This is a genomic window from Streptomyces sp. NPDC000878 (assembly GCF_053599695.1).
Genome location: NZ_JBSFMT010000001.1, coordinates 1 through 24,629 on the forward strand (window position 1 = coordinate 1; position 24,629 = coordinate 24,629).

The following is a 24,629-nucleotide window of genomic DNA, read 5'->3' on the forward strand; positions in this document are numbered from 1 at the left end:
CATCTCCCCCACCCCCGGCGGGGCCCACCCCCCCCCCCCCGCCCGGCGTTTGAGGACGAGCGCGTTCAGCGCGATACGGGGGTTCGGGGGCGGCGGGGGCGAGATCAGTCCGGGGCCTCGCCGAACCGGGCCAGCGTCAGCGCGCCTGCCACCGCGACCCCGAACCCCACCACCGCCAGCCACCCCAACCCCTCCCGCGTGCGATCCCCCAGCCACACCACCCCGATCACCGCCGGCCCGATCGTCTCCCCGATCACCATCCCCGCCGTCGGCACGGTCACAGCCCCCCGCTGCAACCCCGACGTCAACGCCAGAAACGCCGCCCCACCCCCCACCACCAGCGCATACGTCGCCGCGTTCCCCACCAGCGCCCCCACCGACACCTCATCGATGAGCCGCACCGACACCTCGACCACCCCGAACCCGAACCCCGCCCCCAACCCGAGCACCAGCCCCGGTCCCCGCTCCGGCAACCGCCCGCCCAGCAACCCCAGCACCAGCACACCCACGGCGGTCGCGAGCATCGCGTACCTCAGCGCGTCCGACCCCGCCCGCTCCCCCTCCGTCCCCGAGGCGAGCCCCAGCATCCCCAGCCCCGCGCACACCACCCCGACCGCGGCCCACTCCACCCCGCTCAGCCGCACCCGCAGCAACCGGGCGGCGACCACCGCGGTGACGGCGAGACTCGCGGCCAACGCCGCGCCGACGGCGTAGATCGGAACGGACCGCAGCGCGGCGACCTGGAAGACGAAGCCGAGCCCGTCCAGGGCCAGTCCGGCGATGTACCGCCACTGCCGCACGGCGCGCAGCAGCAGCGCGGCTTCGCCACCTCGGCCAGGGGCATCGGCCGCCGCCCGCGCGGCCATCGCCTGCAACACCGTCGCCGTACCGAAGCAGACCGCCGCGCCGAGCGCGCACACCATTCCAAAGAGCACAAAGTGACTCTAGGTGGACGGGAGGTACAGGGGGGTAGGGGTACACCCGTCCTTGGACGATCTTTAAGCTGAGCGAACTTCAGAACGGGCGTAACACCAACGGGGAGACACGAATATGGCCGACACCGGCAGACAGTCACGCAGACAACTCCGCTCAGGCACCGTCGTACTGGGAGGCATGGGCCTGCTCGCCGCCGCCCTCACCGCCTGCTCCTCCGACGACCCCGACAAGCGCTGCGTCGACCGCGACAGCTACAACGCCGCCAAGGGCTACAAGGTCGTCGCCGAGAAGAACTGCAAGACCGTCACGAGCGTCAACGGCGCCCACTACTACGGCGGCAAGAAGAAGTCCGGCTGGGTCAAGGGCGGCTCCTTCACCAAGTCCGGCAAGAGCAGCGGCAGTTCGAGCGACGGCGGTTCCGGCACCGGCGTACACCGCGGCGGCCTCGGCGGCGGCGACAGCAGCTCGGGCGGCTGAGCCCGACATGCAACGCCGCACGATCGAGCCCCGCCCCGACTGGCAGCGAACCGTCGAGGAGCAGGGCCTCATCTACCCGCTCACCCGCCACCCCGACGACACCCTGCGCCCCTACTGGGACGAGAGCGCGTACTACGTCTTCTCGCTCCCCGAGGTGGAGGCGCTGGAGGAGGTCGTCGAGGAACTCCACGGCATGTGTCTCGCCGCCGCCGACCACATCGTCACCGTGAACCGCTTCGCCGACCTGGGCATCACCGACCCGCACATCGTGGCAGCGGTCGCCGAGGCCTGGCACCGCCGCGCCGAACTCCCGTCCGTCTACGGCCGTTTCGACCTCCGCCACGACGGCGGCGCGGGCCCCGCGAAGCTCCTCGAGTACAACGCCGACACCCCCACCTCCCTGGTCGAGGCGGCCTCCCCCCAGTGGTTCTGGATGGAGGACCGCTTCCCGGGCGCCGACCAGTGGAACTCCCTCCACGAACGCCTGGTCGCCGCCTGGCAGAAGCAGGCCGCCCTCCTCCCGCCCGGCAGCCCCCTCCACTTCGCGCACTCCGCCGCCGACGAACTCGGCGAGGACCTGATGACCGTCGCGTATCTGAAGGAGACCGCGGAACAGGCGGGCCTCGACACCGACTGGCTCGCCATCGAGGAGATCGGCTGGGACCCGCTCTCCGGCCGCTTCGTCGACAACCAACTCCGGTTCATCCGCAGCTGCTTCAAGCTGTACCCCTGGGAGTGGCTCACCACCGACGAGTTCGCCGGTCACGTCCTCGACACCCTGGACAACGGCGGCGGCACGGGTACGACGCTGTGGATCGAGCCCGCCTGGAAGATGCTCCTCAGCAACAAGGCGCTGCTCGCGATCCTCTGGGAGCTGTACCCCGGCCACCCGAACCTCCTCCCCGCCTACCTGGACGGCCCACGGGAACTGGCGCACACGACCGGCTACGTGACCAAGCCGCTCCTGGGCCGGGAGGGCGCGGGCGTCACCGTCCACGAGAAGGGCGCCGCACCCGTCGTACGCGAAGAGCCCTGCTGCTACCAGGAGTTGGCCCCTCTGCCCGACTTCGACGGCAACCGGGTCGTGCTGGGCGCGTGGGTCGTGGAGAACGAGTCGGCGGGGCTGGGCATCCGGGAGTCCTCCGGCCTGATCACCGACGAGTACGCCCGCTTCCTGCCCCACGTGATCCTCTAGTCAGTGGCTGAGCCGGTCACCGGGGCGGTCGCCGGGTGGGGCAGCTCGCCTCGCTCGGATGGTGGACGCGGGACCCCGGTGTCCGGTGTGCCCGGTAAGGTGACCGGCGGGCCGTGACTGGCGCGCTGGGATGGGACCGACCATCGGGGAGCGGCTCCGTAAGTGAGTGCCGTGCGCCTGGGCCGAGCCGTGAACGCCGAGAACGCCACGTCCGGAGGTCCCATGTCACCTGAGCCCCTCTCCAACGAATCCACCGCCTTCCGCGCCGCCCTCGACGTGATCCGCGCCGTCGAGCCGCGCGTCGCCGACGCCATCGGCCAGGAGGTCCACGACCAGCGCGAGATGCTCAAGCTGATCGCCTCCGAGAACTACGCCTCCCCGGCCACCCTCCTCGCGATGGGCAACTGGTTCAGCGACAAGTACGCCGAGGGCACCGTCGGCCGCCGCTTCTACGCCGGCTGCCGCAACGTCGACACCGTCGAGTCCCTCGCCGCCGAGCACGCCCGCGAACTCTTCGGCGCCCGGCACGCCTACGTCCAGCCGCACTCCGGCATCGACGCCAACCTCGTCGCCTTCTGGGCCGTCCTCGCCGACCGCGTCGAGGCGCCCTTCCTGGAGAAGACCGGCGTCCGCCAGATCAACGACCTCTCCGACGCCGACTGGGCCGAGCTGCGCCGGGCCTTCGGCAACCAGCGCATGCTCGGTATGTCCCTGGACGCCGGCGGCCACCTCACCCACGGCTTCCGCCCCAACATCTCCGGCAAGATGTTCGACCAGCGCTCGTACGGCACGGACCCGGCGACCGGCCTGATCGACTACGAGGCCCTGCGCGCCACGGCCCGCGACTTCAAGCCGCTGATCATCGTGGCGGGCTACTCCGCGTACCCCCGGCTGGTGAACTTCCGGATCATGCGCGAGATCGCCGACGAGGTCGGCGCCACGCTGATGGTCGACATGGCCCACTTCGCCGGCCTGGTCGCGGGCAAGGTTCTGACCGGCGACTTCGACCCGGTCCCGCACGCCCAGATCGTGACGACCACCACGCACAAGTCCCTGCGCGGCCCGCGCGGCGGCATGGTCCTGTGCGACGACTCCCTCAAGGACCAGGTCGACCGGGGCTGCCCGATGGTCCTCGGCGGCCCGCTCCCGCACGTGATGGCGGCTAAGGCGGTGGCTCTGGCGGAGGCCAGGCAGCCCGCCTTCCAGGACTACGCCCAGCGCATCGTCGACAACGCCCGCGCGCTCGCCGAGGGCCTGATGAGCCGGGGCGCCACCCTCGTCACCGGCGGCACCGACAACCACCTCAACCTGATCGACGTCGCCTCCTCCTACGGCCTCACCGGCCGCCAGGCCGAGACCGCCCTCCTCGACTCGGGCATCGTCACCAACCGCAACGCCATCCCGTCCGACCCGAACGGCGCCTGGTACACATCGGGCATCCGCATCGGCACCCCCGCACTGACGACACGGGGCCTGGGTACGGCGGAGATGGACGAGGTGGCGTCCTTGATCGACCGAGTCCTGACGGCGACGGAACCGGGCACGACCAAGTCCGGCGCGCCGAGCAAGGCCTCCCACGTCCTGGACACCAAGATCTCCGACGAGATCTCCCACAGGGCGACCGACCTGGTGGCGGGCTTCCCCCTGTACCCGGAAATCGACCTGGGCTGAGCTGCTTTTAGGGGCGCGGGGAACTGCGCGACCAGCCACAGATGGCCCGCAGCTCCCCGCGTACCGAAACCACCCCACACCTCTGAGACAATGAAAACATGGCCTCAGATCGTCCCCGCGTGCTCTCCGGAATCCAGCCCACCTCCGGCTCGTTCCACCTCGGCAACTACCTCGGCGCCGTCCGCCAGTGGGTCGCCCTCCAGGAGACCCACGACGCCTTCTACATGGTCGTCGACCTGCACGCGATCACGGTCCCGCAGAACCCGGCCGACCTGCGCGCCAACACCCGCCTCGCCACCGCCCAGCTCCTCGCCGCCGGCCTCGACCCCGAGCGCTGCACGCTGTTCGTCCAGAGCCACGTCCCCGAGCACGCCCAGCTCGCCTGGGTCATGAACTGCCTCACCGGCTTCGGCGAGGCCGGCCGTATGACGCAGTTCAAGGACAAGTCCGCCAGACAGGGCGCCGAGAGCGCGAGCGTCGGCCTGTTCACGTACCCGATCCTCCAGGTCGCGGACATCCTGCTCTACCAGGCCAACGAGGTCCCCGTCGGCGAGGACCAGCGCCAGCACATCGAGCTGACCCGCGACCTCGCCGAGCGCTTCAACGGCCGGTTCGGCGCGACCTTCACGATCCCGAAGCCGTACATCCTGAAGGAGACGGCGAAGATCTACGACCTTCAGGACCCGTCGATCAAGATGAGCAAGTCGGCGTCGACGCCCAAGGGCCTCATCAACCTCCTCGACGACCCGAAGGCCACCGCGAAGAAGGTCAAGAGCGCGGTCACGGACACGGACACCGTGATCCGCTTCGACCCCGCCGAGAAGCCCGGCATCAGCAACCTGCTCGGCATCTACTCGACCCTCACGGGCACGGACATCGCCGAACTGGAGCAGAAATACGACGGTAAGGGCTACGGTGCGCTCAAGGTGGACCTCGCCGAGATCGTGGTCGACTTCGTGACGCCGTTCCGGGAGCGCACCCAGCAGTATCTGGACGACCCGGAGACACTCGACTCGATCCTCGCCAAGGGCGCGGAGAAGGCACGGGCCGTCGCCGCGGAGACGCTCTCCCAGGCGTACGAGCGGGTCGGCTTCCTCCCGGCGAAGCACTAGCACTGCCCGTACCGGCACCCGCTACCCCTATCCGCACCCGCACCACCGCAGGGCGCACACCGTGGCACCAGAGCGCTGCACATCACTACGACTGCGCCTGCCCGCAGACCCGCCCTGCCCGTACAGTCGATAGCCGACCGGTACGAGCGACACCAGTACGAGCAACACCGCGACCACGAAACCGAGACGACGAACAGGAGACGACGTGGGGACCGTAACGATCGGTGTGTCGATCGCGGTCCCGGAGCCTCACGGCAGCCTGCTCCAGGAGCGGCGTGCGGGCTTCGGCGACGCCGCTGCTCACGGCATCCCCACCCACGTCACCCTGTTGCCGCCCACGGAAGTCGACTCGGCGGCCCTGCCCGCCATCGAGACGCACCTCGTGGAGGTGGCCGCCGCCGGCCGCCCCTTCCCGCTGCGGCTCTCCGGTACCGGCACCTTCCGGCCGGTGTCGCCCGTCGTGTTCGTCCAGATCGTCGAGGGCGCGGAGGTCTGCACCTGGCTGCAGAAGCAGGTCCGTGACGCCTCCGGTCCGGTGGCGCGCGAACTCCAGTTCCCGTACCACCCGCATGTGACGGTCGCGCACAGCATCGCCGAGGAGGCGATGGACCGCGCCTTCGCGGAACTCGCCGACTACGAGGCCGACTGGCCCTGCACCGGCTTCGCGCTCTACGAGCAGGGCGCCGACGCGGTGTGGCGCAAGCTGCGCGAGTTCACGTTCGGCGGGACCGTCGTACCGCCGCAGGCGGCCCATGCGGAGCGCGGCACCCTTCCGACCAGGTAGAACCGCCACACGGACAGGCGTTTCCGGGGTACAAGGTCACTATGGACTGGCTGAAAAAGCTCCCCGGCGTCGGACCGATCGTCGTCCGCCTGATGGCCACGCACGCGTGGCGGTCGTACGAGCGACTCGACCGCGTGAAGTGGACGCGGCTGGCGGCGGCGATGACCTTCATCAGCTTCGTGGCACTGTTCCCGCTGCTCACCGTGGCCGCCGCGATCGCCGCCGCGACGCTCAGCACGGCGCGGCAGAACGAGCTGGAGGACAAGATCGCCGAGCAGGTGCCCGGCATCTCCGAGCAACTGAACATCGAGGGTCTGGTCCAGAACGCGGGCACGATCGGGGTGATCGCGGGTGCGGTGCTGTTGTTCACGGGGATCGGGTGGGTCGGCTCGATGCGGGAGTGTCTGCGGGCGGTGTGGGAGCTGCCCGAGGACGAGGGGAACCCGGTTCTGCGCAAGGTGAAGGACACCGGGGTACTGGTGGGACTCGGCGGCGCCGTGCTCGTCACGATCGCCGCGTCCACCGTGGCCTCGGCGGCGGTCGGCTGGGCCGCGCGCGGGCTGGGCATCGACGAGGAGGGCTGGGGCGCGGTGCTGCTGCGTGCCGCCGCGTTCGGCGTCGCCGTGCTCGCCGACTTCCTGCTGCTCCTGTACGTCCTGACTCTGCTGCCGGGTGTGGAGCCGAGCCGGCGCCGGCTGATCGTGGCGGGGGTGATCGGAGCGGCGGGTTTCGAGCTGCTGAAGCTGCTGCTGAGCAGCTATATGCAGGACGTGGCGGCGAAGAGCATGTACGGCGCGTTCGGCGTCCCGGTCGCCCTGTTGCTGTGGATCAACTTCACATCAAAACTTGTCCTGTTCTGCGCGGCATGGACGTCGACGGAACCGGCCAAGACGCCGAGCGCTTGAGAGGGTTTCTTCGCCCCCGCCGCCCCTACCCGTTCCCATCCTCGGGGGCTGCGCCCCCGAACCCCCGCTACGGCCCTGAACGGGCCTCGTCCTCAAACGCCGGACGGGCTGAGATGCCCAGGCCGGTGGTGAAGTGCGGCGGGGTGGGTGGGAAAGGCTCGCGCTGAACGCGCTCGTCCTCAAACGCCGGACGGGCTGGAGGGTGCCGGCCGGTGCTGAAGATCAAGCCCAGTCCGGCGTTCGAGGACGAGCGCGCTCAGCCCACCCTTTTTCCCCGCCCATCCGCCCCCGCTGCTTCCGCAGTACGGGCGGTGCCTCTTCAGCGCCGGCCGGGGTATTCCAGCCCGTCCGGCGTTTGAGGACGAGGCCGTTCAGGCCGATAGCGGGGGTCTGGGGGCGCAGCCCCCAGGGATGGGACGGGTAGGGGCGGCGGGGGCGAGAAACACCCCCAACCGCATCCGACCTCACCGCCGCCGCAACGGCCAACGCCGGTTGATCAGAAACGCGCCCCCCGCCAACAGCACCACCACACCCCCGGTGATCCCCAGCGCGACCCCGATCCCACCCCCGTCCGCCCCGGCCCCCGCCGACGCGTTCGCCACCGGCGACGCCGAACCGTCACCGGAGCCCCCTCCGGCCTCACCGGAGCCGGCGTCACCGTCGGTCGAGCCGGGCTGCGGGCTCGACCCCGCCGCACCCTGGGGAGCCACCAACTCGCCCACCGGCTGCACCTTCCCGGACGCCTTGAACCCCCAGTCGAGCAGCCGCGCGGTCTCCTTGTAGACCTCGTTGTGCTCCTCCTCCGACGGGTTCATGACCGTGACCAGCAACACCTTGCCGCCCCTCTCGGCGACCCCCGTGAAGGTCGCCCCCGCGTTCGTGGTGTTGCCGTTCTTCACCCCCGCGATGCCCTGGTAGACCGAGACGTCGGAGTCGCCGGCCAGCAGCCGGTTGGTGTTCTGGATCTCGAAGGTCCCGCGCACCGTCTTGCCCTGCTTGTTCTTCTTCGTCTCGCCCGGGAACTTGGCCGTCACCGTCGAGCAGTACTCACGGAAGTCCTTCTTCTGCAGCCCGGACCGCGCGAAGAGTGTGAGGTCGTACGCGGACGACACCTGCCCCCGCTCGTCGTAGCCGTCGGGGCTCACGACGTTCGTGTCGAGGGCCTGGAGTTCCTCCGCGTGCTCGTTCATCTCCTTGACCGTGGCCGCGACGCCACCGTTCATGTGGGACAGCACGTGCACCGCGTCGTTGCCGGAGCGCAGGAAGACGCCGAGCCACAGGTCGTGGACCGTGTACGTCTCCTTCTCCTTTATGCCGACCATGCTGGACCCGGCGCCGACGTCCGCCAGCTCGGCGGAGGTCACCTTGTGCTCCATCGTCTTCGGGAACTTCGGCAGCACGGTGTCGGCGAACAGCATCTTCAGCGTGCTCGCCGGGGGCAGCCGCCAGTGGGCGTTGTGCGAGGCGAGGACGTCACCGGACTCGGCGTCCGAGACGATCCACGAGCGGGCGCTGATGTCCTTGGGGATCACCGGCACCCCGTCGGAGAGGTTCACCTGCGTCCCGGCCTCCCCGAGCCGCTCCCCGCCCACGGTCGACATGTTCGCCGGGGGAGTCGCCGACGGCGTGGCACTCGGCGTCGGCTTGGGGGCCGCGAACGCCGGTGCGGGCGTGGTCAGCGCGGCGGACAGCAGGGCGGCGGAGGTGACCAGCAAGGAGCGCTTGGCGGTCTTTTTGGAGGCGGACACGATCGAGAACGTACATGTAGTACCCCTGGATGTCGTACCGCCCTCCCCACCCCGGCCGAGGGACCCAGCACCCGGCGGCGATACTGGACGCATGCTGTGCTCATCCGGGGGACAACCCCCGGACCCCCGGCCGACTCGGTCGGACTGAGTTGACCGGTGTAGTGATGAAAGGCCCTTTTTTGTGAAACTCAGCCGCCCCGTCTCCTGGTTCCTGCTCGCCTTCGGGGTGTGGAGCTGGGTCATCTGGGTCACTTTCATCAAGAATCTGGTCAAGGACGGCAGCGGGCTCGCGTTCGACGACGCGGGCACTCCGACGGCGTACTTCTGGGTGCATCTGGTGCTGGCGGTCGTCTCCTTCGTATTGGGGACGATCGTCGGAGGCATCGGGTTGCGCGGACTGCGCGCTTTGCGCCAGACCTCATAAGACCCGATCTCGCAACGCCGGACCTCACAACGGGAACAACGGGAGACACCCCCGCATGGTCATCGTTTTCCTGCTCGTCGTGCTCGCCGCCCTGGTCGGCCTGCACTGGTACGTCTGGCGCCGTCTGGTGCGCGACACGACCGCGGGCCCCGGCCTCGCCCGCCGTGTCGGCACGGCTGCGTTCGTCGCCTGGCCGGTCCTGATGATCGGGGCCTTCGTCGCCGAGCGCGGCGGCGCGCCCTTCTGGCTCCAGCGCACGCTGGCCTGGCCCGGCTTCCTGTGGCTGGCCCTGTTCATCTACCTGGGGCTGGCCCTGATCGCGGGCGAGGCCGTACGGCCACTGCTGCGACGGTTCCTGGAACGGCGCCGCCCGGCCGAGGCACCCGCAGCGCCGCCCGTACCGCTCCGGAAGTCGGAGACCGTACCGCCGGGCGTGCCCGAGAGCCCGAACCCGGCCCCCGACCCGAGCACCGGCCCCCGCCTCCTCGCCGCCCCCTCCCGCCGTCTCTTCGTCTCCCGGGTCGTGGCCGGTGCCGCCGCCGCGACCGCCGTCGGGACCGTCGGATACGGCACCTACGGCGTCGTACGCGGCCCCCGCGTGAAGCGCGTAACCGTACCGCTGGCCAAACTCCCGCGCGGGGCCCACGGGTTCAGGATCGCCGTCGTCAGCGACATCCACCTCGGGCCCGTCCTCGGCCGGGGGTTCGCGCAGAAGGTCGTCGACACGATCAACTCCACGCAGCCCGATCTGATCGCGGTCGTCGGCGACCTGGTCGACGGCAGTGTGAAGGACCTCGGCCCGGCAGCCGCCCCCCTCGCCCAACTCCGGGCGCGCCACGGGGCGTTCTTCGTGACCGGGAACCACGAGTACTTCTCCGGCGCCGAGGAGTGGGTCGAGGAGGTACGGCGGCTAGGCCTGCGCCCGTTGGAGAACGCCCGTGTCGAGCTGCCCGCCTTCGACCTCGCCGGGGTCAACGACGTGGCCGGTGAGAGCGAGGGGCAGGGCCCCGACTTCGCCAAGGCGCTCGGCGACCGGGACACCTCACGGGCGAGCGTGCTGCTGGCCCACCAGCCGGTGCAGATCCACGACGCCGTCGAGCACGGCGTCGACCTCCAGCTCTCCGGCCACACCCACGGCGGCCAGCTGTGGCCCGGCAACATCATCGCCGACCTCGCCAACCCCACCCTCGCGGGCCTGGAGCGGTACGGGGACACGCAGTTGTACGTCTCTCGGGGCGCCGGGGCGTGGGGTCCGCCGACCCGGGTGGGTGCGCCGTCGGACATCACCGTGGTGGAACTGGCGTCCGCGCAGGCCTGATCACCGTCAGTGAAGGTCACGGATCGGTAAATAATCCGGGTGGATGGAACCCCGGTGGCGGTCTGTCAATCCGGCGCGCGGTGGCGGGAGTTGGCGCCCAGCTGTCCCATTCGCCTTGATCGATCCACAGGCACGGCACAGGGGAGTGGAATCTTCCGCGTGGCCGAAACTCAGTGATCGATTTCCAGTCAAGTGTCTTGAGGGAGATCTGAGGGTAACCGTGAGCGACATCTGAGGGAACAGTGGAAGTTCCTTCACGAACTCCTGCTTGGATCACGTCCGTTCATGGCGCACCAGGCGTCATGGCGTGATCACAGGAGTCGTTCTTGAGAATCAAACGGGGTAGGGCGAGAGCCGTAGGCATATCGCCAAGACGTACCGCGCTCGCCGTCGCCGCCGTGCTGGCGGCCGAGACGGCGCTGGTGTCGCTGGGGACCGGGCAGGCCTTCGCCGCCACGGACTCCGCCACCGCGTCGCAGGTGACGTCGACGGCCGTGAAGTCGGCCAAGTCGGGTGCGTCGTCGGCGGATTCGGCTGCCGCTGCACTGCTGATGGCCCGTACGCAGGGCCGGAAGATCGAGGTGCTGTCGGAGCGTTCGGCCGGTTCGACGACGTACGCGCTGCCGAACGGGCAGATGCAGACGTCGACGTACGCGGCGCCGATCCGCCAGCAGGTGGACGGAGTCTGGCGCAACATCGACACTGCCCTGTCCGACGGGGGTGCTGCGCTGGAGCCGGAGGTCGCGGCGGCGGACATCTCCGTCTCCGACGGCGGGGACACCGCGCTCGCGTCGGTGACGAAGGGTGCGCGGTCGTTCGGGATGGGCTGGGAGTCGAAGCTCCCGACGCCGTCGGTGAAGGACGACACCGCCTCCTACGACCTCGGTGACGGTGAGACCCTGACAGTCACCGCGCTGTCGCAGGGCTTCAGTCAGAACGTGGTCCTGGACAAGGCGCCCGAGGGTCCGCTGGAGTACCGGATCCCGATGCGGCTCAAGGGACTTGAGCTGTCGGTGGCCGAATCCGGGCACCTGCTGCTGAAGGACTCGGCCGGGAAGCTGGTCGCCGAGGCGCCCGCGCCGATGATGTGGGACTCCTCCAAGGACCGTAAGTCCGGCGAGTCGAAGTACCAGGCCCGCGTCGAAACGAAGGTCGAGACGGCCGAGGACGGGTCGCAGACCCTCGTCCTCACCCCGGACGCCGGTTACTTCACCGAGAACAAGCTGACGTACCCGGTCACGGTCGACCCGACCAGCACTCTCGCCGTGTCCACGGACACCTGGGTCGCCACCAACTACACCGACTCCCAGGTCTCCTCGGACGAGCTGAAGTCGGGGACGTACGACGCGGGGACGACGAAAGCCCGCTCGTACCTGAAGTTCGATGTCGCCGCCTTCAAGGGCAAGCACATCACCGACACCAACCTCGCCCTGTACTCGTACTGGTCCTCGACGTGCGACACGTCGGGTGCGGGTACGCAGGTGCGGCGGATCACGGGGTCCTGGACGTCCTCGGCGATCACCTGGGGCGATCAGCCCGCCACTACGACGACCGGTGCGGTCACGAGCACGGCGGCCAAGGGCTACAGCGACTCCTGCCCGGCCGGCACGGTCAACTTCGACGTCGACGCCATCGTGCAGGCCTGGGCGGACGGTTCGTCGAACTACGGGGTGCGGATCGCGGGCGGTTCGGAGACCGACTCCACCACCTGGCGCCGCTACCGTTCCGCCAACTACGTCTCCGGCGACGGCTCCACCGAGCCCCACCTCACCGTGACGTACAACTCGTATCCGAAGACGCCCAGTTGGGCGAGCATCTCGCCGTCGCAGGTCAACGACTACAACGGCAAGCGGTACGTGACCTCGCTGACCCCGCTGCTGTGGGCGCGGGTGACCGACCCGGACGGGTCGAAGACCCGGGCGCAGTTCGAGGTCACCCCGGACCCCACCTACGCGGACACCACGTACACGTACACCGGTTCCTCCCTCGCGGTGGCCTCCGGCGGGCTGGCGGCGCTGTCGATCCCCTCGGCCAGCTCCTTCCCGTCCGGTTCGCATCTGCGCTACCGCGTGCGGGCGTACGACGGGACCGACTACGGCTCCTGGACCGGCTACACGACGTTCGTGCTGAACACGGCCAAGCCGGTCGCGCCGACGGTCACGTGTGACACGTACCCGGAGAACGGCTGGACCGCCAAGGCCTCCGCCGCCGTGTCCTGCACGCTCGACACCTCCTCCACGGACGGCGCCGGCTACCAGTGGGGCCTGGACGACTCGTCGCTCCCGAACGAGAAGCTCGACACCACCAACGGCACCGGCGGCGACTCCCAGACCATCAGCATCGACCCGGCCAACGGCTGGCACACGCTGTACGCGCGGACCATCGACTCCGGCGGCAACCTGTCGACGGCAACCACCGCCTACAGCTTCGGTGTCGGCGCCGACGGTGCCGCCATCCTCTCCCCGGCCGACGGTGACACCACCGCCCGCCGGGTGACCCTGTCCGCCAAGGGGCTCACCTCCTACACGGGTGCCACCTGGCAGTACCGGCGCGGCGAGACCGACTCCTGGCACACCGTGGCCGTGGGCGACGTCACCGCCTCCGGTTCCGCCGTCTCCGCCTGGCCGGTCGCCGTCACCAGCGGCACCGCCACCAGGCTGGTCTGGAACACGGTCTCCTCGCTCGCCGAGGACGGTGTCATCCAGCTGCGTGCCGCCTTCACCGACGGCACGACCACCGGGTACTCGCAGACCGTCGACGTCACGCTCGACCGTGATGCCGGTAACGCGCCCGCCGCCCAGGTGGGTCCGGGCCAACTCAACCAGCTGACCGGTGACTTCACGCTGTCGGCCACGGACGCCCTCGCGTTCGAGGCGAGCGCGGACCGCACCTACTCCTCGCGTGCCAACAGCACCGACACCGAGGGCCAGGCGCAGATCTACGGTCCCGGCTGGACCTCGCTGATCGACACCTTCGGCAGCGCGTACACGCAGGTCCGCAAGACGTCGAGCACGTCCGTGGAACTGCTCAACGCGGACGGTGGCGCCGTCGCGTTCACCGCGACCAGCACCGGCGGCTGGGCGCCGCAGGCCGGGTCCGAGTTCCTGACCCTGACGGGCACGCTCAGCGGGACCTCGTTCACGCTGACCGACACCGACGGCAACACCACGGTGTTCGCCAAGGCGGCGACCGCCGCGACGACCTGGACGCTGTCCTCGTCGGCGTCGGCGTCCGACAACACCACCGTCACCGTCGCCTCGGAGACCGTCACGGTCGGCACCGAGACACAGGCCCGTCCGAAGTACGTGATCTCGCCGACCGGCGCGGTCACGGCGGCGACCTGCCAGGCGACCCCGGCCACCAAGGGCTGCCGGGTCCTGGAGTACGTCTACGCGACGGCCACCACCGCCACGTCCAGCGCGCTCGGCGACTACACGGGCCAGGTCAAGTCGGTGAAGCTGTGGACCACCGTCCCCGGCGCCTCCGCCGCGACCGCCGAGACCGTCTCGTCGTACGCGTACAACACCTCGGGCCAGCTGCGTCAGGTGTGGGACCCCCGGATCAGCCCCGCGCTGAAGACCGAGTACACCTACGACACCGACGGCCGGATCGCCACGTACACCCAGCCCGGTGAACTCCCCTGGACGCTCACCTACGGCACGGCCGGCTCCGCGCTGACGTCGGGTACGGGCATGCTGCTCAAGGCCTCCCGCGCCGGTCTGGCCGAGGGTTCCGCGAGCACCACGTCCGGTACGGCGGCCACCACCGTCGTCTACGACGTCCCGCTCTCCGGCACCACCGCCCCGCACCAGATGGACGCCACCACCACGGCGACCTGGGCGCAGGACGAGGCACCCACCGACGCCACCGCGGTCTTCCCGGCGGACTCGGTCCCGTCGTCCAGCACGGGCGGGGACCTCACGTCGACCGCGTACTCGCGGGCGACCGTCACGTACGTCAACGCCAACGGTGAGGAGACCAACACCGCTGGTCCCGGCGGCTCGATCACCACGACCGAGTACGACGACTACGGCAACACCGTCGCCGAACTCACCGCCGTCAACCGTGAGTTGGCGCTCGGCACCGCCACCGGCGCGGCCGACGAGCTGGCCGGGCTCGGTCTGACCGGCCTGTCCACCGCGGACCGCGCCCAGCAACTGGCCACGGTCTCGGAGTACTCGGCGGACGGCAAGCAGCTCACCGACGAGTACGGCCCGCTGCACGAGGTCACCCTCGCCGCGGAACTCACCGGCTCCACCGCCGAGTCCACGCTCGCGGCGGGCACGGTGATCCCGGCCCGTACGCACACCTCGTACACCTACGACGAGAACCGGACCAGCGGCGCGGCCGTCTCCGGCCTGGTCACCTCCGCGGTGACGGGCGCGGCGGTCCCCGGCTACGCCACCGACGCCGACACCAGCACGACCACCACCACCTACGACTGGACCACCGGCGAGGAGAAGGCGGTCTCGGGCGGCAACGCCTCGGCCGTGGTCACGACGTACGACAGCGCGGGCCGGGTGGCCACCACCCGCACCGCCGCCTCGTCCGGCTCGGACGCGGGCACGCTGGCGTACACCTACTACAGCGCGGACGCCACGGGCACCTGCTCCTCGGCGATCTTCGCCGGACTGCTCTGCAGGACGGCTCCGGCGGCGGCGATCACCGGTGGCGGCACCAACCCCACCACCGCGGTCACCACCGTCTACACCTACGACCGCTGGGGCCAGATCGCCACCAAGGCGGAGACCGCCAACAGCGTGACCCGCACGACCACCAACACGGTCGACACCGCGGGCCGCCTGACCGGCATCGCCGTCACCGGCGGCACGGGCACGGCCACCCCCGCCACCACCTTCACCTACAACACGGCCAACGGGCGGATCGCCACCCAGACCGCCAACAGCCAGACGATCTCGTACGGCTACGACTCGCTCGGACGTCAGCTCACCTACGCGGACGGCGCGGGCAACACCAGCACCACCTCGTACGACCTCCTGGACCGGCCGGTGAGGACCACCGACTCGGCCCCCTCCACCGTCACCTACGCCTACGGCACCGCGGGCACCCTCACCACGCTCACCGACTCGGTCGCGGGCACCTTCACCGGCACCTACGACGCCGACGGCACCCTCACCTCCGAGACCCTGCCCGGCGACCACACCCTCACCGTCGCCACCGACCCGACCGGCCAGGAGACCGGCCGTGAGTACACCACCTCGGACGGCACCACCCTCGCCTCCGACAGCGCCGGCTACACCGCCACCGGCCGCCAGGCCGGCCACACCCAGACGGACGGCGCCACCACCGAGACCGACTACACCTACGACAGTGCCGGCCGCCTCACCAAGGCCGCCGACACCACCGCGAGCGGCTGCGTCACCCGCGCCTACACCTTCGACGCGAACAGCAACCGCACGGCCCTGACGGCCACTTCGGACGACTGCGACAGCACCACGACCGACGACACCACCACGGCCACCACGTCGTACGCCTACGACAGCGCCGACCGTCTGGTGAACTCCGGTTACGTGTACGACGCGTTCGGCCGCACCACCGCCAACGGCACCGCGACCCTGGCCTACTTCACCAACGACCTGGTCGCCTCCGAGACCGTCGGCACCGGCCGCAACACCTGGACCCTGGACGGAGCCGGACGCCTCGCCGTCCAGACCGCCCAGACCCAGGCCACCGACGGCACCTGGACCACCAGCGCCACCACGACCAGCCACTACGGCGCCGACGGTGACCGCTCCACGTGGGCCAAGACGGGCGACACGGTCAGCCGCAACGTCCGTGACCTGTCCGGAGACCTGGTCGCCACCACCTCGGCGAGCGGCTCCACGGTGCTCCAACTGTCCAACATCCACGGCGACATCACCGTCCAGCAGCCGCTGGACACCACCGTCGCCAGCACCGTCCAGCACTTCGACGAGTACGGCAACGCACTCGACGGCACGGTCGCCACGGCCTACGGCTGGCTCGGTGTGCACCAGCGCGCGACGAGCACGGTCGGCGGCCACACCCTGATGGGCGCCCGGCTCTACGACGCCACCACGGGTCGATTCCTGCAGACCGACACCGTCGTGGACGGGTCGCCGAACCACTACGGCTACCCGGCCGACCCGGTCACGGGTCACGACCTCGACGGCAAGCGCTGGTGGAAGAAGGCGTCGAAGAAGCTCACGGACAAGAAGGCCAAGAAGATCGGCAAGGCGCTGAGCAGGGGCGGAACCTCGCTCACGGTCTTCGCCACGACTCTTGTCCCGTCCGGCTACGCCGCCATCCTGGCCGCCGCGGTGAGCGCGATCGGCCTGAGCGTGAAGGCCTTCGGCACGGCGCTGATCGTGGCGGCGGCCCTGCCCAAGCCCAAGGTGAAGATCACCATCGGCATCAAGGTCTCCTGGGGCTGGCTCTACTACCCCTGGATGACCATCAAGCCGAGCAGGTAACACCAGCGGTACCCACCCAGGTAACACCAGCGGTATCTGAGTGAACGTCAACTCGCCGGGCGAGGCGGAAACGCCTCGCCCGGCTCGTACTTCCAGGGGTGCGCAGTGATTTCGATCGTGTTCGTCGCTCTGCTCGCGGTGCTCGCCTTCGTCGCGGTCAGGTCCACCAAGGCCGTCAACAGTCTGTGGTTCGAGGCGGGAGTCCTCGTGGGTGCCTGGGCGGTCGTCCTGTTCGACGGGTTCCCCGACATGAGCTGGGTCGAGGGAGCGCTCCGCGCCTACGTCCTGCTCGGCATCGCGCCCGCCGCCGAACGCCTCGCGGGCCTGTCCCGAAGCGGTACCCGCCAGACACCGTTCCGGGATGTGCGCTGGTGGGCGGCGCTGGTCGCAAGTGCCCTCGCCGGAGCGGCAGTTGTCGCCGTCCGGCTGTGACGGCGGCCGGCGCCCCCGGCTGGGAAACCGGCCGGAAACAGACCGTCGGTAACGTCTTTCCCATCTCGCAAGAAGCCCCTTCCCCCACCCGAAACACCTGTGGTTAGGTGATCAACACCACAGGGGAGTGACCTGTGCAGGGGTCCTGGGGAGGGCACACCGATGCGCTCGGTACGCATACGGATTCTCGCGGCGTTTCTCATCGTGGCCGCCGCGGGAGCGGTCGCCTGGCAGCTGATGCCGGACCGTGAGGACACCAGCAGGACGATCACCGTCGGCACCACCGACGCCGTGACCTCCCTCGACCCGGCCGGCGCCTACGACGCCGGCTCCTGGGCCCTGTTCAGCAACGTCTTCCAGACACTGCTGACCTACGAGCCCAGCGGGGTCACCCCCGTCCCCGACGCGGCGAAGAGCTGCGCCTTCAAGGGCTCCGGCCTGCGCACGTACGTCTGCGTCCTGCGCGACGACCTCACCTTCCCGAGCGGCCGGAAGATGACCGCCGACGACGTGAGGTTCTCCTTCGAGCGCGTCAAACGCATCAACTCGGACGTGGGCCCCGCCTCCCTCCTGGGCACCCTCCGCTCGGTCGACGCGAAGGACCTGACGGTCACCTTCCACCTCAACTCGCCCGACGCCACCTTCCCGTTCAAGGTGGCCAGCGGGGCCGGTTCGATCGTCGACCGCGAGCGCTACCCGGAGAACGGCCTGCGCACCGACACCGGCGCCGACGGCACCGGACTGTACGTCCTGAAGTCGTACACGAAGGAGAAGCAGGCCGTCCTCGAACCCAACGGCCGCTACGAGGGCGCCGTGAAGAGCACCGGCCGGCCCGTCCTCCTGCGCTACTACGCCGACCCGGCGGCCCTCGACAAGGCCTGGAAGGCCAAGCGCATCGACGTCGCCACCCGCCAGTTGCCGCCCAAGGTCCTCGCCGGCCTCTCGCCCAGCGACCCGGGCCAGCGGGTCATCGAGGACGACAGCGCGGAGACCCGCAACCTGATCCTCAACGTCCGCGCCGACTCACCCCTCCACGACCCGCTGGTCCGCCGCGCCCTGGCCTGGCTGGTCAACCGGGAGGAACTCGTCAGCACGGTGTACGAGGGCACGGCCGACCCCCTCTACTCGCTGATCCCGGCGGGCATCACCGGCCACACCACGTCGTTCTTCGACTCCTACCCCCGGCCCAGCGTCCCCCAGGCCCGCGCCCTGCTCACCGAGGCCGGCGTGGAACTCCCGGTCCGCCTCACCTACGGCTACGCCGAGGGACGCGGCGCCGCCGCCGAGGAAGCCGCCCTGCTCAAGCGGCAGTTGGAGACGGGCGGCCTGTTCAAGGTCACCGTCAAGGGCTACGAGTGGACCGACTACCAGAAGCGGTACGCGGCCGGAAAACTGGACGCCTACGCCGTCGGCTGGGTCGCCGACTTCCCCGACCCGGACACCTTCACCGGCCCGCTCGTCGGCACCGGCAACAGCATGAAGAACGGGTACGGCAGCAAAACGGTGGACCAACTCATCCTGGACAGCCGCAAGTACGCCGACCGCACCCGCGCCGCCCAGGACTTCCGCTCACTCCAGCAGCAGATCGCCCAGGACGTACCCGTCATCCCGCTGTGGCAGCGCAAGGAGTACGTCGTCAGCAGCGAGGACGTCGGCGGCGGCCAGTACCTCTCGGACGGGACCGGGGTCTTCCGGCTCTGGAGCCTCGGCTGGATCTGACACGGCACCATGTGTGGAGACGGTGCGGGCGGCGTGAGGAGCAGACGTGTCGAGACGCAACTCCTTCCGACTACCCCGCCACCCGGCATCCGTAGCCCTGGCCCGCCGCCGGACACACGACCACCTGACCGCCTGGGGCCACGCCCCCGACGCCCCAACCCTCACGAACACCGTCCTCCTGGTCTCCGAACTGGCAACCAACGCGGTACGCCACGGCCCCTTAATGGAACGCGAGTTCGAGGTAGCCATAACGGCCCTGACAGACGGCTCCTGCCTCATAGAGGTCTCCGACGAGGACCCAACAGAACCCCGCCTGCGAGAGGTAGACGAGTGGGAGGAACACGGCAGGGGCCTCCACTTGGTGGAGAACATGGCGGAGGCGTGGGGAGTATGGAACAGAGGCCGACACGGCAAAACGGTCTGGGCACTGGTCAAGTCGTCGACTTAGGAGCGCCCCTCAGGAGCGCCCCATAGGGGCGCGGGGAACTGCGCGACAAGCCACAACGCACCGGCACCCGACAACGGACCGGACCGGCCCGACAAGGGGCGCGGGGAACTGCGCGACAAGCCACAACGCACCCGCACCCGACAACCGAACCTCAGCAAACCCCCCGCTCCGGCAAGGTAACCGTCACAGCCAACCCCTCGCCGGGAGCGGTCCGCACAGCCACAGACCCCCCATGCGCCACCACAACCCCCTGCACGATCGCCAGCCCCAACCCACTCCCAGCCCCACCCCCCACCCGAAAGAACCGATCAAAAATCCGCCCCGCATCCTCCTCCGCCACCCCCGGCCCCTCATCCGCGACACACACCCGAACAACCCCACCCACCCGCTCAACCCCCAACCGCACAGCCACATCCCCAGCCGTATGCGTCCGCACATTCCCCACCAGATTCCCCAACACCTGCCGCAACCCCGACTCGTCCGCCCGCACCAGCAACGCCCCCTCCGCGGACACACTGATCGGCCGCTCCGGCTCCTGCACCCGCAGATCCTCCGCCGCATCCCGCACCAGCCGGCTCAGATCCACATTCCGCAACCGAAGCTCGGGCCGCTGGTCGAGCCGAGCCAGCGTCAGCAGCTCGTCGACCAACCGCCCCATACGATCCGCCTCACCGTTCATCCGGTCCCACGCCCGCCGCCGCTCCGCAGGATCCGTCAGCATCCCCTTGTCGTACAGCTGGAGATAGCCCCGTATCGCGGACAACGGCGTACGCAGCTCGTGCGAGGCGTCGGCGACGAACCGCCGCAGCTGGGCCGCGCTGCGCTCGCGCGTGCGGTACGCCGACTCGACCTGGTGGAGCATGGTGTTGAGGGCGACCCGCAGCTGCTCGACCTCGAGGGTGGCCTCCCGACTGGACGGAACCCGCCGGGTCAGATCACCCTCGGCGATGGCCGTCGACGTCTCGACCATGTCCTCCAGGGGCGCCATCCGGCGGCTCACGCTGAACATCGTGAGTACGGCGAGCAGCGCGAGCAGCAGCGTCCCGACGGCGAGGTCGAGCTTCAGGGCCTTGCCGAGGACGTCGTGCAGGGTGTCCGTCGAGGTGGCCAGGAGCACGGTCGAACCGTCGGCGAGACGGGCGGCGGTGACACGGTACGGAGCGTGCCGTACCCGGATGTCGTGCGGTGCGTCGGCGCGGGCGAGGTCGGCCGGGTCGGACACGGCGGCCACGAGGGCACGCTGATCGGCGGTGGGCGCGAACCCGGCGACGGTCATGGCCCGCCCGCCCTTGCCGATGACCACGAAGATGCCGTCGGACACAAGAGAGTCGGCGTCGGAGGACCCGGACCCGGAACCGGACCCTGCTGAACCACCGCCACCGCCACCGCCACCGGAGGCGGACCGATACCTGTCGGTCAGCGCGGCGAACGCGGTGAGCGAGTCGATCTGCTCCAACGTGACCCGCGAGCCCCCGATCGAGTCCCGCGTACTCATCAGCTGGGTGTCGACGCTGTCCAGCAGATACAGCCGCATACCCATCACACTCACCCCGCTCGCCACGACGATGCCGAACGCGAGCAGCGCCACATTGGCCAGCGTGAGCTTCACGCGCAGGGAGCGGATCCCGCCCTTGCACTGGAAGGTGCGCCCCCAGCCCGCCCCGAAGACGCGCCCCCAGCCCAGCCCGATCCCGAGGAGACTCATGCCAGCCCGTATCCGACACCGCGCCGGGTGGTGATCACGGGCGGTCCGAGCGCGTCCAACTTCCGCCGCAGATAGCTGATGTACGTCTCGACGACGGTCGACTCGGGAGGCGTGTGCTCGTACTGCCAGACGTGCCGCAGGAGTTGCTCCTTGGGCACGATCCGGCCGCCATTGCGGACCAGGAACCGCAGCAGCGCGTACTCCGTGGGCGTCAGCTCGACCGTGCCGCCCGCGCGGTGCACGCTGTACGTCGACTCGTCCAGCTCCAGATCGCCGTACCGCAGCGGAGGCCGCTGTGGCAGGACGTCGGCGGGCCGGGTCCGCCGCAGCACAGCCGTGATCCGTGCGACGACCTCGTCGATGTTGAACGGCTTGGTGATGTAGTCGTCGCCGAAGCCGAGGGCGCCGACGATCTCGCCGGGCGCGTCCCGCGCGGTCAGGAAGACGAGGGCCAACTCGGGCCTGCGGGCGCGCAGTTCACGCCCGAGGGCCCGGCCGTCGCCGTCCGGGAGCATGATGTCGAGCAGGGCGACGTCCGGGCGGGTGCGCTCGGCGAGCGTGAGCGCCTCACGGACGGTGCCCGCGACCATCACCTCGAAGCGGTGGTACCGCAGGGCGATGGCGAGGACGTCCGCGATGCTCGGTTCGTCCTCCACCACCAGCACAGTGCCTGGAGCTGTCATGCCCCCAGTATCGGCGGGGCCACCGACACTCGGCCCCGGTTCGCGCTTTGGAGTTCCTTGAGAGTCATGGCCGCCTCATGTCCCTGCCCGCCCGCGCCCTCAATTCTGTTGCCAGGACCTGGGGGACCAACCGACCGGACAACTTGAAGTACCTGACGAACAAGGGGTGTTGAGCGTGGCGGCATTGGCACGGTGGTGCTATCGGCACCGGCTGGTGGTCCTGTTGATATGGGTGGGGGCCGTGTTCGGACTGGGCTTCGCGGGCTCCGCCGCGGGCACGGACTACGCGAACACGTTCTCCCTCCCGAACACGGACTCCACCCGCGCGTACGACCTGATGGAGAAGGCCTTCCCGCAGAGCGCGGGCGACACCGACACGGTCGTCTGGAAGGTCGACGAGGGCTCGGTGCAGGACGAGTCGGTACGGTCCCGGATCGAGCCGAAGCTGGCGGAGATCGGGAAGATGGCGGGCGTCGGAGAGGTCACCAGCCCGTACGCAGCCGACGGCGCAGGCGCCGCCCAGATCAGCGAGAACGGGCGGATCGCCTACGCCCAGATCACCTTCACCGAGCAGGCGAACGGAGTGCCCAAGGAGACCGTCGAGGACGTCGTCGACACGGCCCAGGCCGCCGAACGTGACGGACTCCAGGTCGAGTTGGGCGGCCAGGCGATCACCAGGACCCAGGAGCCGCCGGCCGGCGTGGCCGAGACGGTCGGCATCGCGGCGGCGGCGGTCGTCCTGTTCCTCGCCTTCGGCTCGCTCTTCGCGATGCTGCTGCCGCTGGTGGTCGCGATCGCCGCCCTGGGCACCGGCCTGATGGCGACGTCCCTCCTCAGCCATGTCACCGACGTCCCCGAAGTCGCCCCGCTGCTCGGCTCGTTGATCGGCCTGGGCGTCGGCATCGACTACGCCCTGTTCATCGTCACCCGGCACCGCCGGGGCATCCTGCGCGGCATGAAGCCCGAGGAGTCGGCGGTCACGGCTCTCAACACCTCAGGGCGGGCAGTGCTGTTCGCGGGCGGCACGGTGTGCATCGCGCTCGCCGGCATGCTCGTGATGAACATGCGCTTCCTGGACGGCGTGGTCATCGCGACCTCCCTCACGGTCGTCCTGAGCGTCCTGGCGGCGACGACCCTGCTCCCGGCCCTCCTCGGCCTGCTCGGCATGCGCGTCCTCAGCCGCAGGCAGCGCCGCAAGCTGGCCGCGACGGGCCCGGAACCGGCCGAGGCGAGCGGACTGGCGGCGCGCTGGTCGTCGTACGTGGAGAGGCGCCCGCGCTCAACGGCGGCCCTGGCCCTGCTTGCGATGCTGATCCTGGCGCTCCCCGTCCTCTCCATCCGCCTCGGCGCGACCGACCAGGGCAACCACCAGGAGTCGACGACCACCCGTCAGGCGTACGACCTGCTGGCGGAGGGCTTCGGCCCCGGTTTCAACGGTCCGCTCCAGGTGGTGGTGGCCGAGGGTGACGCGAACGCGCTCGTCGCGACGATCCGTACGACGGAGGGCGTGGCGCAGGCAGCGGCGGCGCCGCCGTCCCAGGGCATCACCGTGATCCAGGTGGTCCCGACGACCTCACCCCAGTCCGAGCAGACGGACCAGCTGATCGACCGCCTCCGGGACGAGGTCATCCCGGCCTCCGGAACCGAGGCACACGTCGGCGGAGTGACGGCGATCTTCAAGGACTTCGCGGCGGTGACGGGCGACCGCCTCCCGTACTTCGTGGCGGCGATCATCTCGCTCGGCTTCCTGCTGTTGCTGGTGGCATTCCGCTCCCTGATAGTCCCTCTCACAGCCGCACTGATGAACCTGATAGCGGCGGCGGCCTCGTTCGGCGTGCTGGTCGCGATCTTCCAGTGGGGCTGGGGAACGGAGCTGCTGGGCGTCGGCAAGGAGGGCCCGATCACGGCGTTCCTCCCGGTCATCATGCTGTCCCTGCTCTTCGGCCTCTCGATGGACTACCAGGTGTTCCTGGTGAGCCGTATGCACGAGGAATGGGTGCACACGAAGGACAACGCGCGGGCGGTCCGAGTGGGCCTCGCGGAAACCAGCAGGGTCATCAACTGCGCGGCCCTGATCATGATCTGCGTCTTCTCGGCCTTCGTCCTGAGCGGCGACATGGAGGGCGCGATGGCGGGCATCGGCCTCGCGGCGGCGGTGGCGCTGGACGCGTTCATCCTCCGTACGGCCCTGGTGCCGGCGGCGATGCACATGCTCGGCAACTCCAACTGGTGGCTCCCGGCGGGCCTGGAGAAGCGCCTGCCGCACCTGGCGGTGGAGCCGAAGGAGGAGGCTCCGGAGACCGGGGACCCCGCTGGGCCGGCGGGCGGTGCCTCGGTGGTCCACGGTTTCGTCCGTGACGCGGAGGGCGCGCCGGTCGAGGGCGCGGCCGTGACCCTCCTCTCCCAGGGCGGCGGACGCCAACTGGACCGGGTCACCTCCCTGGCGGACGGCTCGTACATCCTCTCCGTCCCGGCCCCGGGCGCGTATCTGCTGGCGGCGACAGCGGAGTCGTACGGGACCAGGGCCCGCCAGGTGACGGTGGAGGACAGTCCATTGGTGTACGACGTGGAGCTGACGGAGGCGTCGGAGGACGAGATGGACACGGTGAACTGACCTACT

Annotated in this window: 17 protein-coding genes and 1 riboswitch; of the genes, 13 read left to right on the forward strand and 4 right to left on the reverse strand. The window is 69.9% G+C overall.

All coding sequences use genetic code 11. The annotated features are described in order from the left end of the window. Positions 1-104: 104 nt before the first annotated feature. A complete protein-coding gene (locus ACWDR4_RS00005) occupies positions 105-923 on the reverse strand; it encodes a hypothetical protein (RefSeq protein ID WP_450402486.1) in 819 nt (272 codons plus the stop codon). Positions 924-1,050: 127 nt separating this feature from the next. On the opposite strand from ACWDR4_RS00005, the gene ACWDR4_RS00010 reads away from it, so the two are divergent. From ACWDR4_RS00010 to ACWDR4_RS00035, 6 genes are all read left to right on the forward strand, one after another. Continuing rightward, positions 1,051-1,413 carry a hypothetical protein gene (locus ACWDR4_RS00010; RefSeq protein WP_450401797.1) on the forward strand — a complete coding sequence of 121 codons (363 nt, stop codon included), beginning with the start codon at positions 1,051-1,053 and terminating at the stop codon, positions 1,411-1,413. 7 nt (positions 1,414-1,420) lie between these two features. Beyond that, positions 1,421-2,608: a glutathionylspermidine synthase family protein gene (locus ACWDR4_RS00015; protein WP_450401800.1), complete on the forward strand. Its 1,188-nt coding sequence runs from the start codon at positions 1,421-1,423 to the stop codon at positions 2,606-2,608. A 103-nt stretch (positions 2,609-2,711) separates the two neighbouring features. Then, positions 2,712-2,798: riboswitch (ZMP/ZTP riboswitch) on the forward strand. Positions 2,799-2,830: 32 nt separating this feature from the next. Beyond that, the gene (locus tag ACWDR4_RS00020; protein WP_450401803.1) at positions 2,831-4,279 is read left to right on the forward strand and encodes a glycine hydroxymethyltransferase; all 1,449 of its coding nucleotides are present in this window, start codon (positions 2,831-2,833) and stop codon (positions 4,277-4,279) included. A 98-nt stretch (positions 4,280-4,377) separates the two neighbouring features. Then, positions 4,378-5,391 (forward strand): tryptophan--tRNA ligase, encoded by a 1,014-nt coding sequence (gene trpS / locus ACWDR4_RS00025; RefSeq protein ID WP_450401806.1) that lies wholly within the window; start codon positions 4,378-4,380, stop codon positions 5,389-5,391. Between the two features lie 205 nt (positions 5,392-5,596). Then, positions 5,597-6,175 (forward strand): 2'-5' RNA ligase family protein, encoded by a 579-nt coding sequence (locus ACWDR4_RS00030; protein ID WP_450401809.1) that lies wholly within the window; start codon positions 5,597-5,599, stop codon positions 6,173-6,175. A 41-nt stretch (positions 6,176-6,216) separates the two neighbouring features. Beyond that, positions 6,217-7,080, forward strand: a complete 864-nt coding sequence (locus tag ACWDR4_RS00035) for a YihY/virulence factor BrkB family protein (RefSeq protein WP_450401812.1) — start codon at positions 6,217-6,219, stop codon at positions 7,078-7,080. Positions 7,081-7,544: 464 nt separating this feature from the next. Here the strand turns inward: ACWDR4_RS00035 and ACWDR4_RS00040 are convergent, their stop codons facing one another. After that, entirely contained in the window at positions 7,545-8,828 is a 1,284-nt protein-coding gene (locus tag ACWDR4_RS00040; protein WP_450401815.1) for a D-alanyl-D-alanine carboxypeptidase family protein, read from the reverse strand. Between the two features lie 181 nt (positions 8,829-9,009). Between ACWDR4_RS00040 and ACWDR4_RS00045 the strand changes: the two genes are divergently transcribed. The 6 genes from ACWDR4_RS00045 (at position 9,010) to ACWDR4_RS00070 (ending at position 19,621) form a co-directional block, all read left to right on the forward strand. Then, entirely contained in the window at positions 9,010-9,252 is a 243-nt protein-coding gene (locus ACWDR4_RS00045) for an SCO4848 family membrane protein (protein WP_239149644.1), read from the forward strand. Between the two features lie 55 nt (positions 9,253-9,307). Next, entirely contained in the window at positions 9,308-10,570 is a 1,263-nt protein-coding gene (locus ACWDR4_RS00050; protein WP_450401818.1) for a metallophosphoesterase, read from the forward strand. A 326-nt stretch (positions 10,571-10,896) separates the two neighbouring features. Beyond that, on the forward strand, positions 10,897-17,022 hold the full coding sequence (locus ACWDR4_RS00055) for a DNRLRE domain-containing protein (RefSeq protein ID WP_450401821.1): 6,126 nt from the start codon (positions 10,897-10,899) through the stop codon (positions 17,020-17,022). Between the two features lie 105 nt (positions 17,023-17,127). Then, positions 17,128-17,454 (forward strand): hypothetical protein, encoded by a 327-nt coding sequence (locus ACWDR4_RS00060; protein WP_450401824.1) that lies wholly within the window; start codon positions 17,128-17,130, stop codon positions 17,452-17,454. 162 nt (positions 17,455-17,616) lie between these two features. Then, entirely contained in the window at positions 17,617-19,173 is a 1,557-nt protein-coding gene (locus ACWDR4_RS00065) for an ABC transporter substrate-binding protein (RefSeq protein WP_450401827.1), read from the forward strand. A gap of 46 nt (positions 19,174-19,219) precedes the next feature. After that, on the forward strand, positions 19,220-19,621 hold the full coding sequence (locus ACWDR4_RS00070; protein WP_450401830.1) for an ATP-binding protein: 402 nt from the start codon (positions 19,220-19,222) through the stop codon (positions 19,619-19,621). 151 nt (positions 19,622-19,772) lie between these two features. Here the strand turns inward: ACWDR4_RS00070 and ACWDR4_RS00075 are convergent, their stop codons facing one another. Both ACWDR4_RS00075 and ACWDR4_RS00080 read right to left on the reverse strand, forming a co-directional pair. Beyond that, entirely contained in the window at positions 19,773-21,326 is a 1,554-nt protein-coding gene (locus ACWDR4_RS00075) for a sensor histidine kinase (RefSeq protein WP_450401833.1), read from the reverse strand. Then, positions 21,323-22,009, reverse strand: a complete 687-nt coding sequence (locus ACWDR4_RS00080; RefSeq protein WP_450401835.1) for a response regulator transcription factor — start codon at positions 22,007-22,009, stop codon at positions 21,323-21,325. The genes ACWDR4_RS00075 and ACWDR4_RS00080 overlap by 4 nt, the downstream gene beginning before the upstream one ends. Positions 22,010-22,193: 184 nt before the next feature. Here ACWDR4_RS00080 and ACWDR4_RS00085 point away from each other — a divergent pair, with 184 nt between their 5' ends. Further along, positions 22,194-24,623, forward strand: coding sequence for an MMPL family transporter (locus tag ACWDR4_RS00085; protein WP_450402488.1), 2,430 nt, complete (start codon positions 22,194-22,196; stop codon positions 24,621-24,623). Positions 24,624-24,629 lie beyond the last annotated feature (6 nt).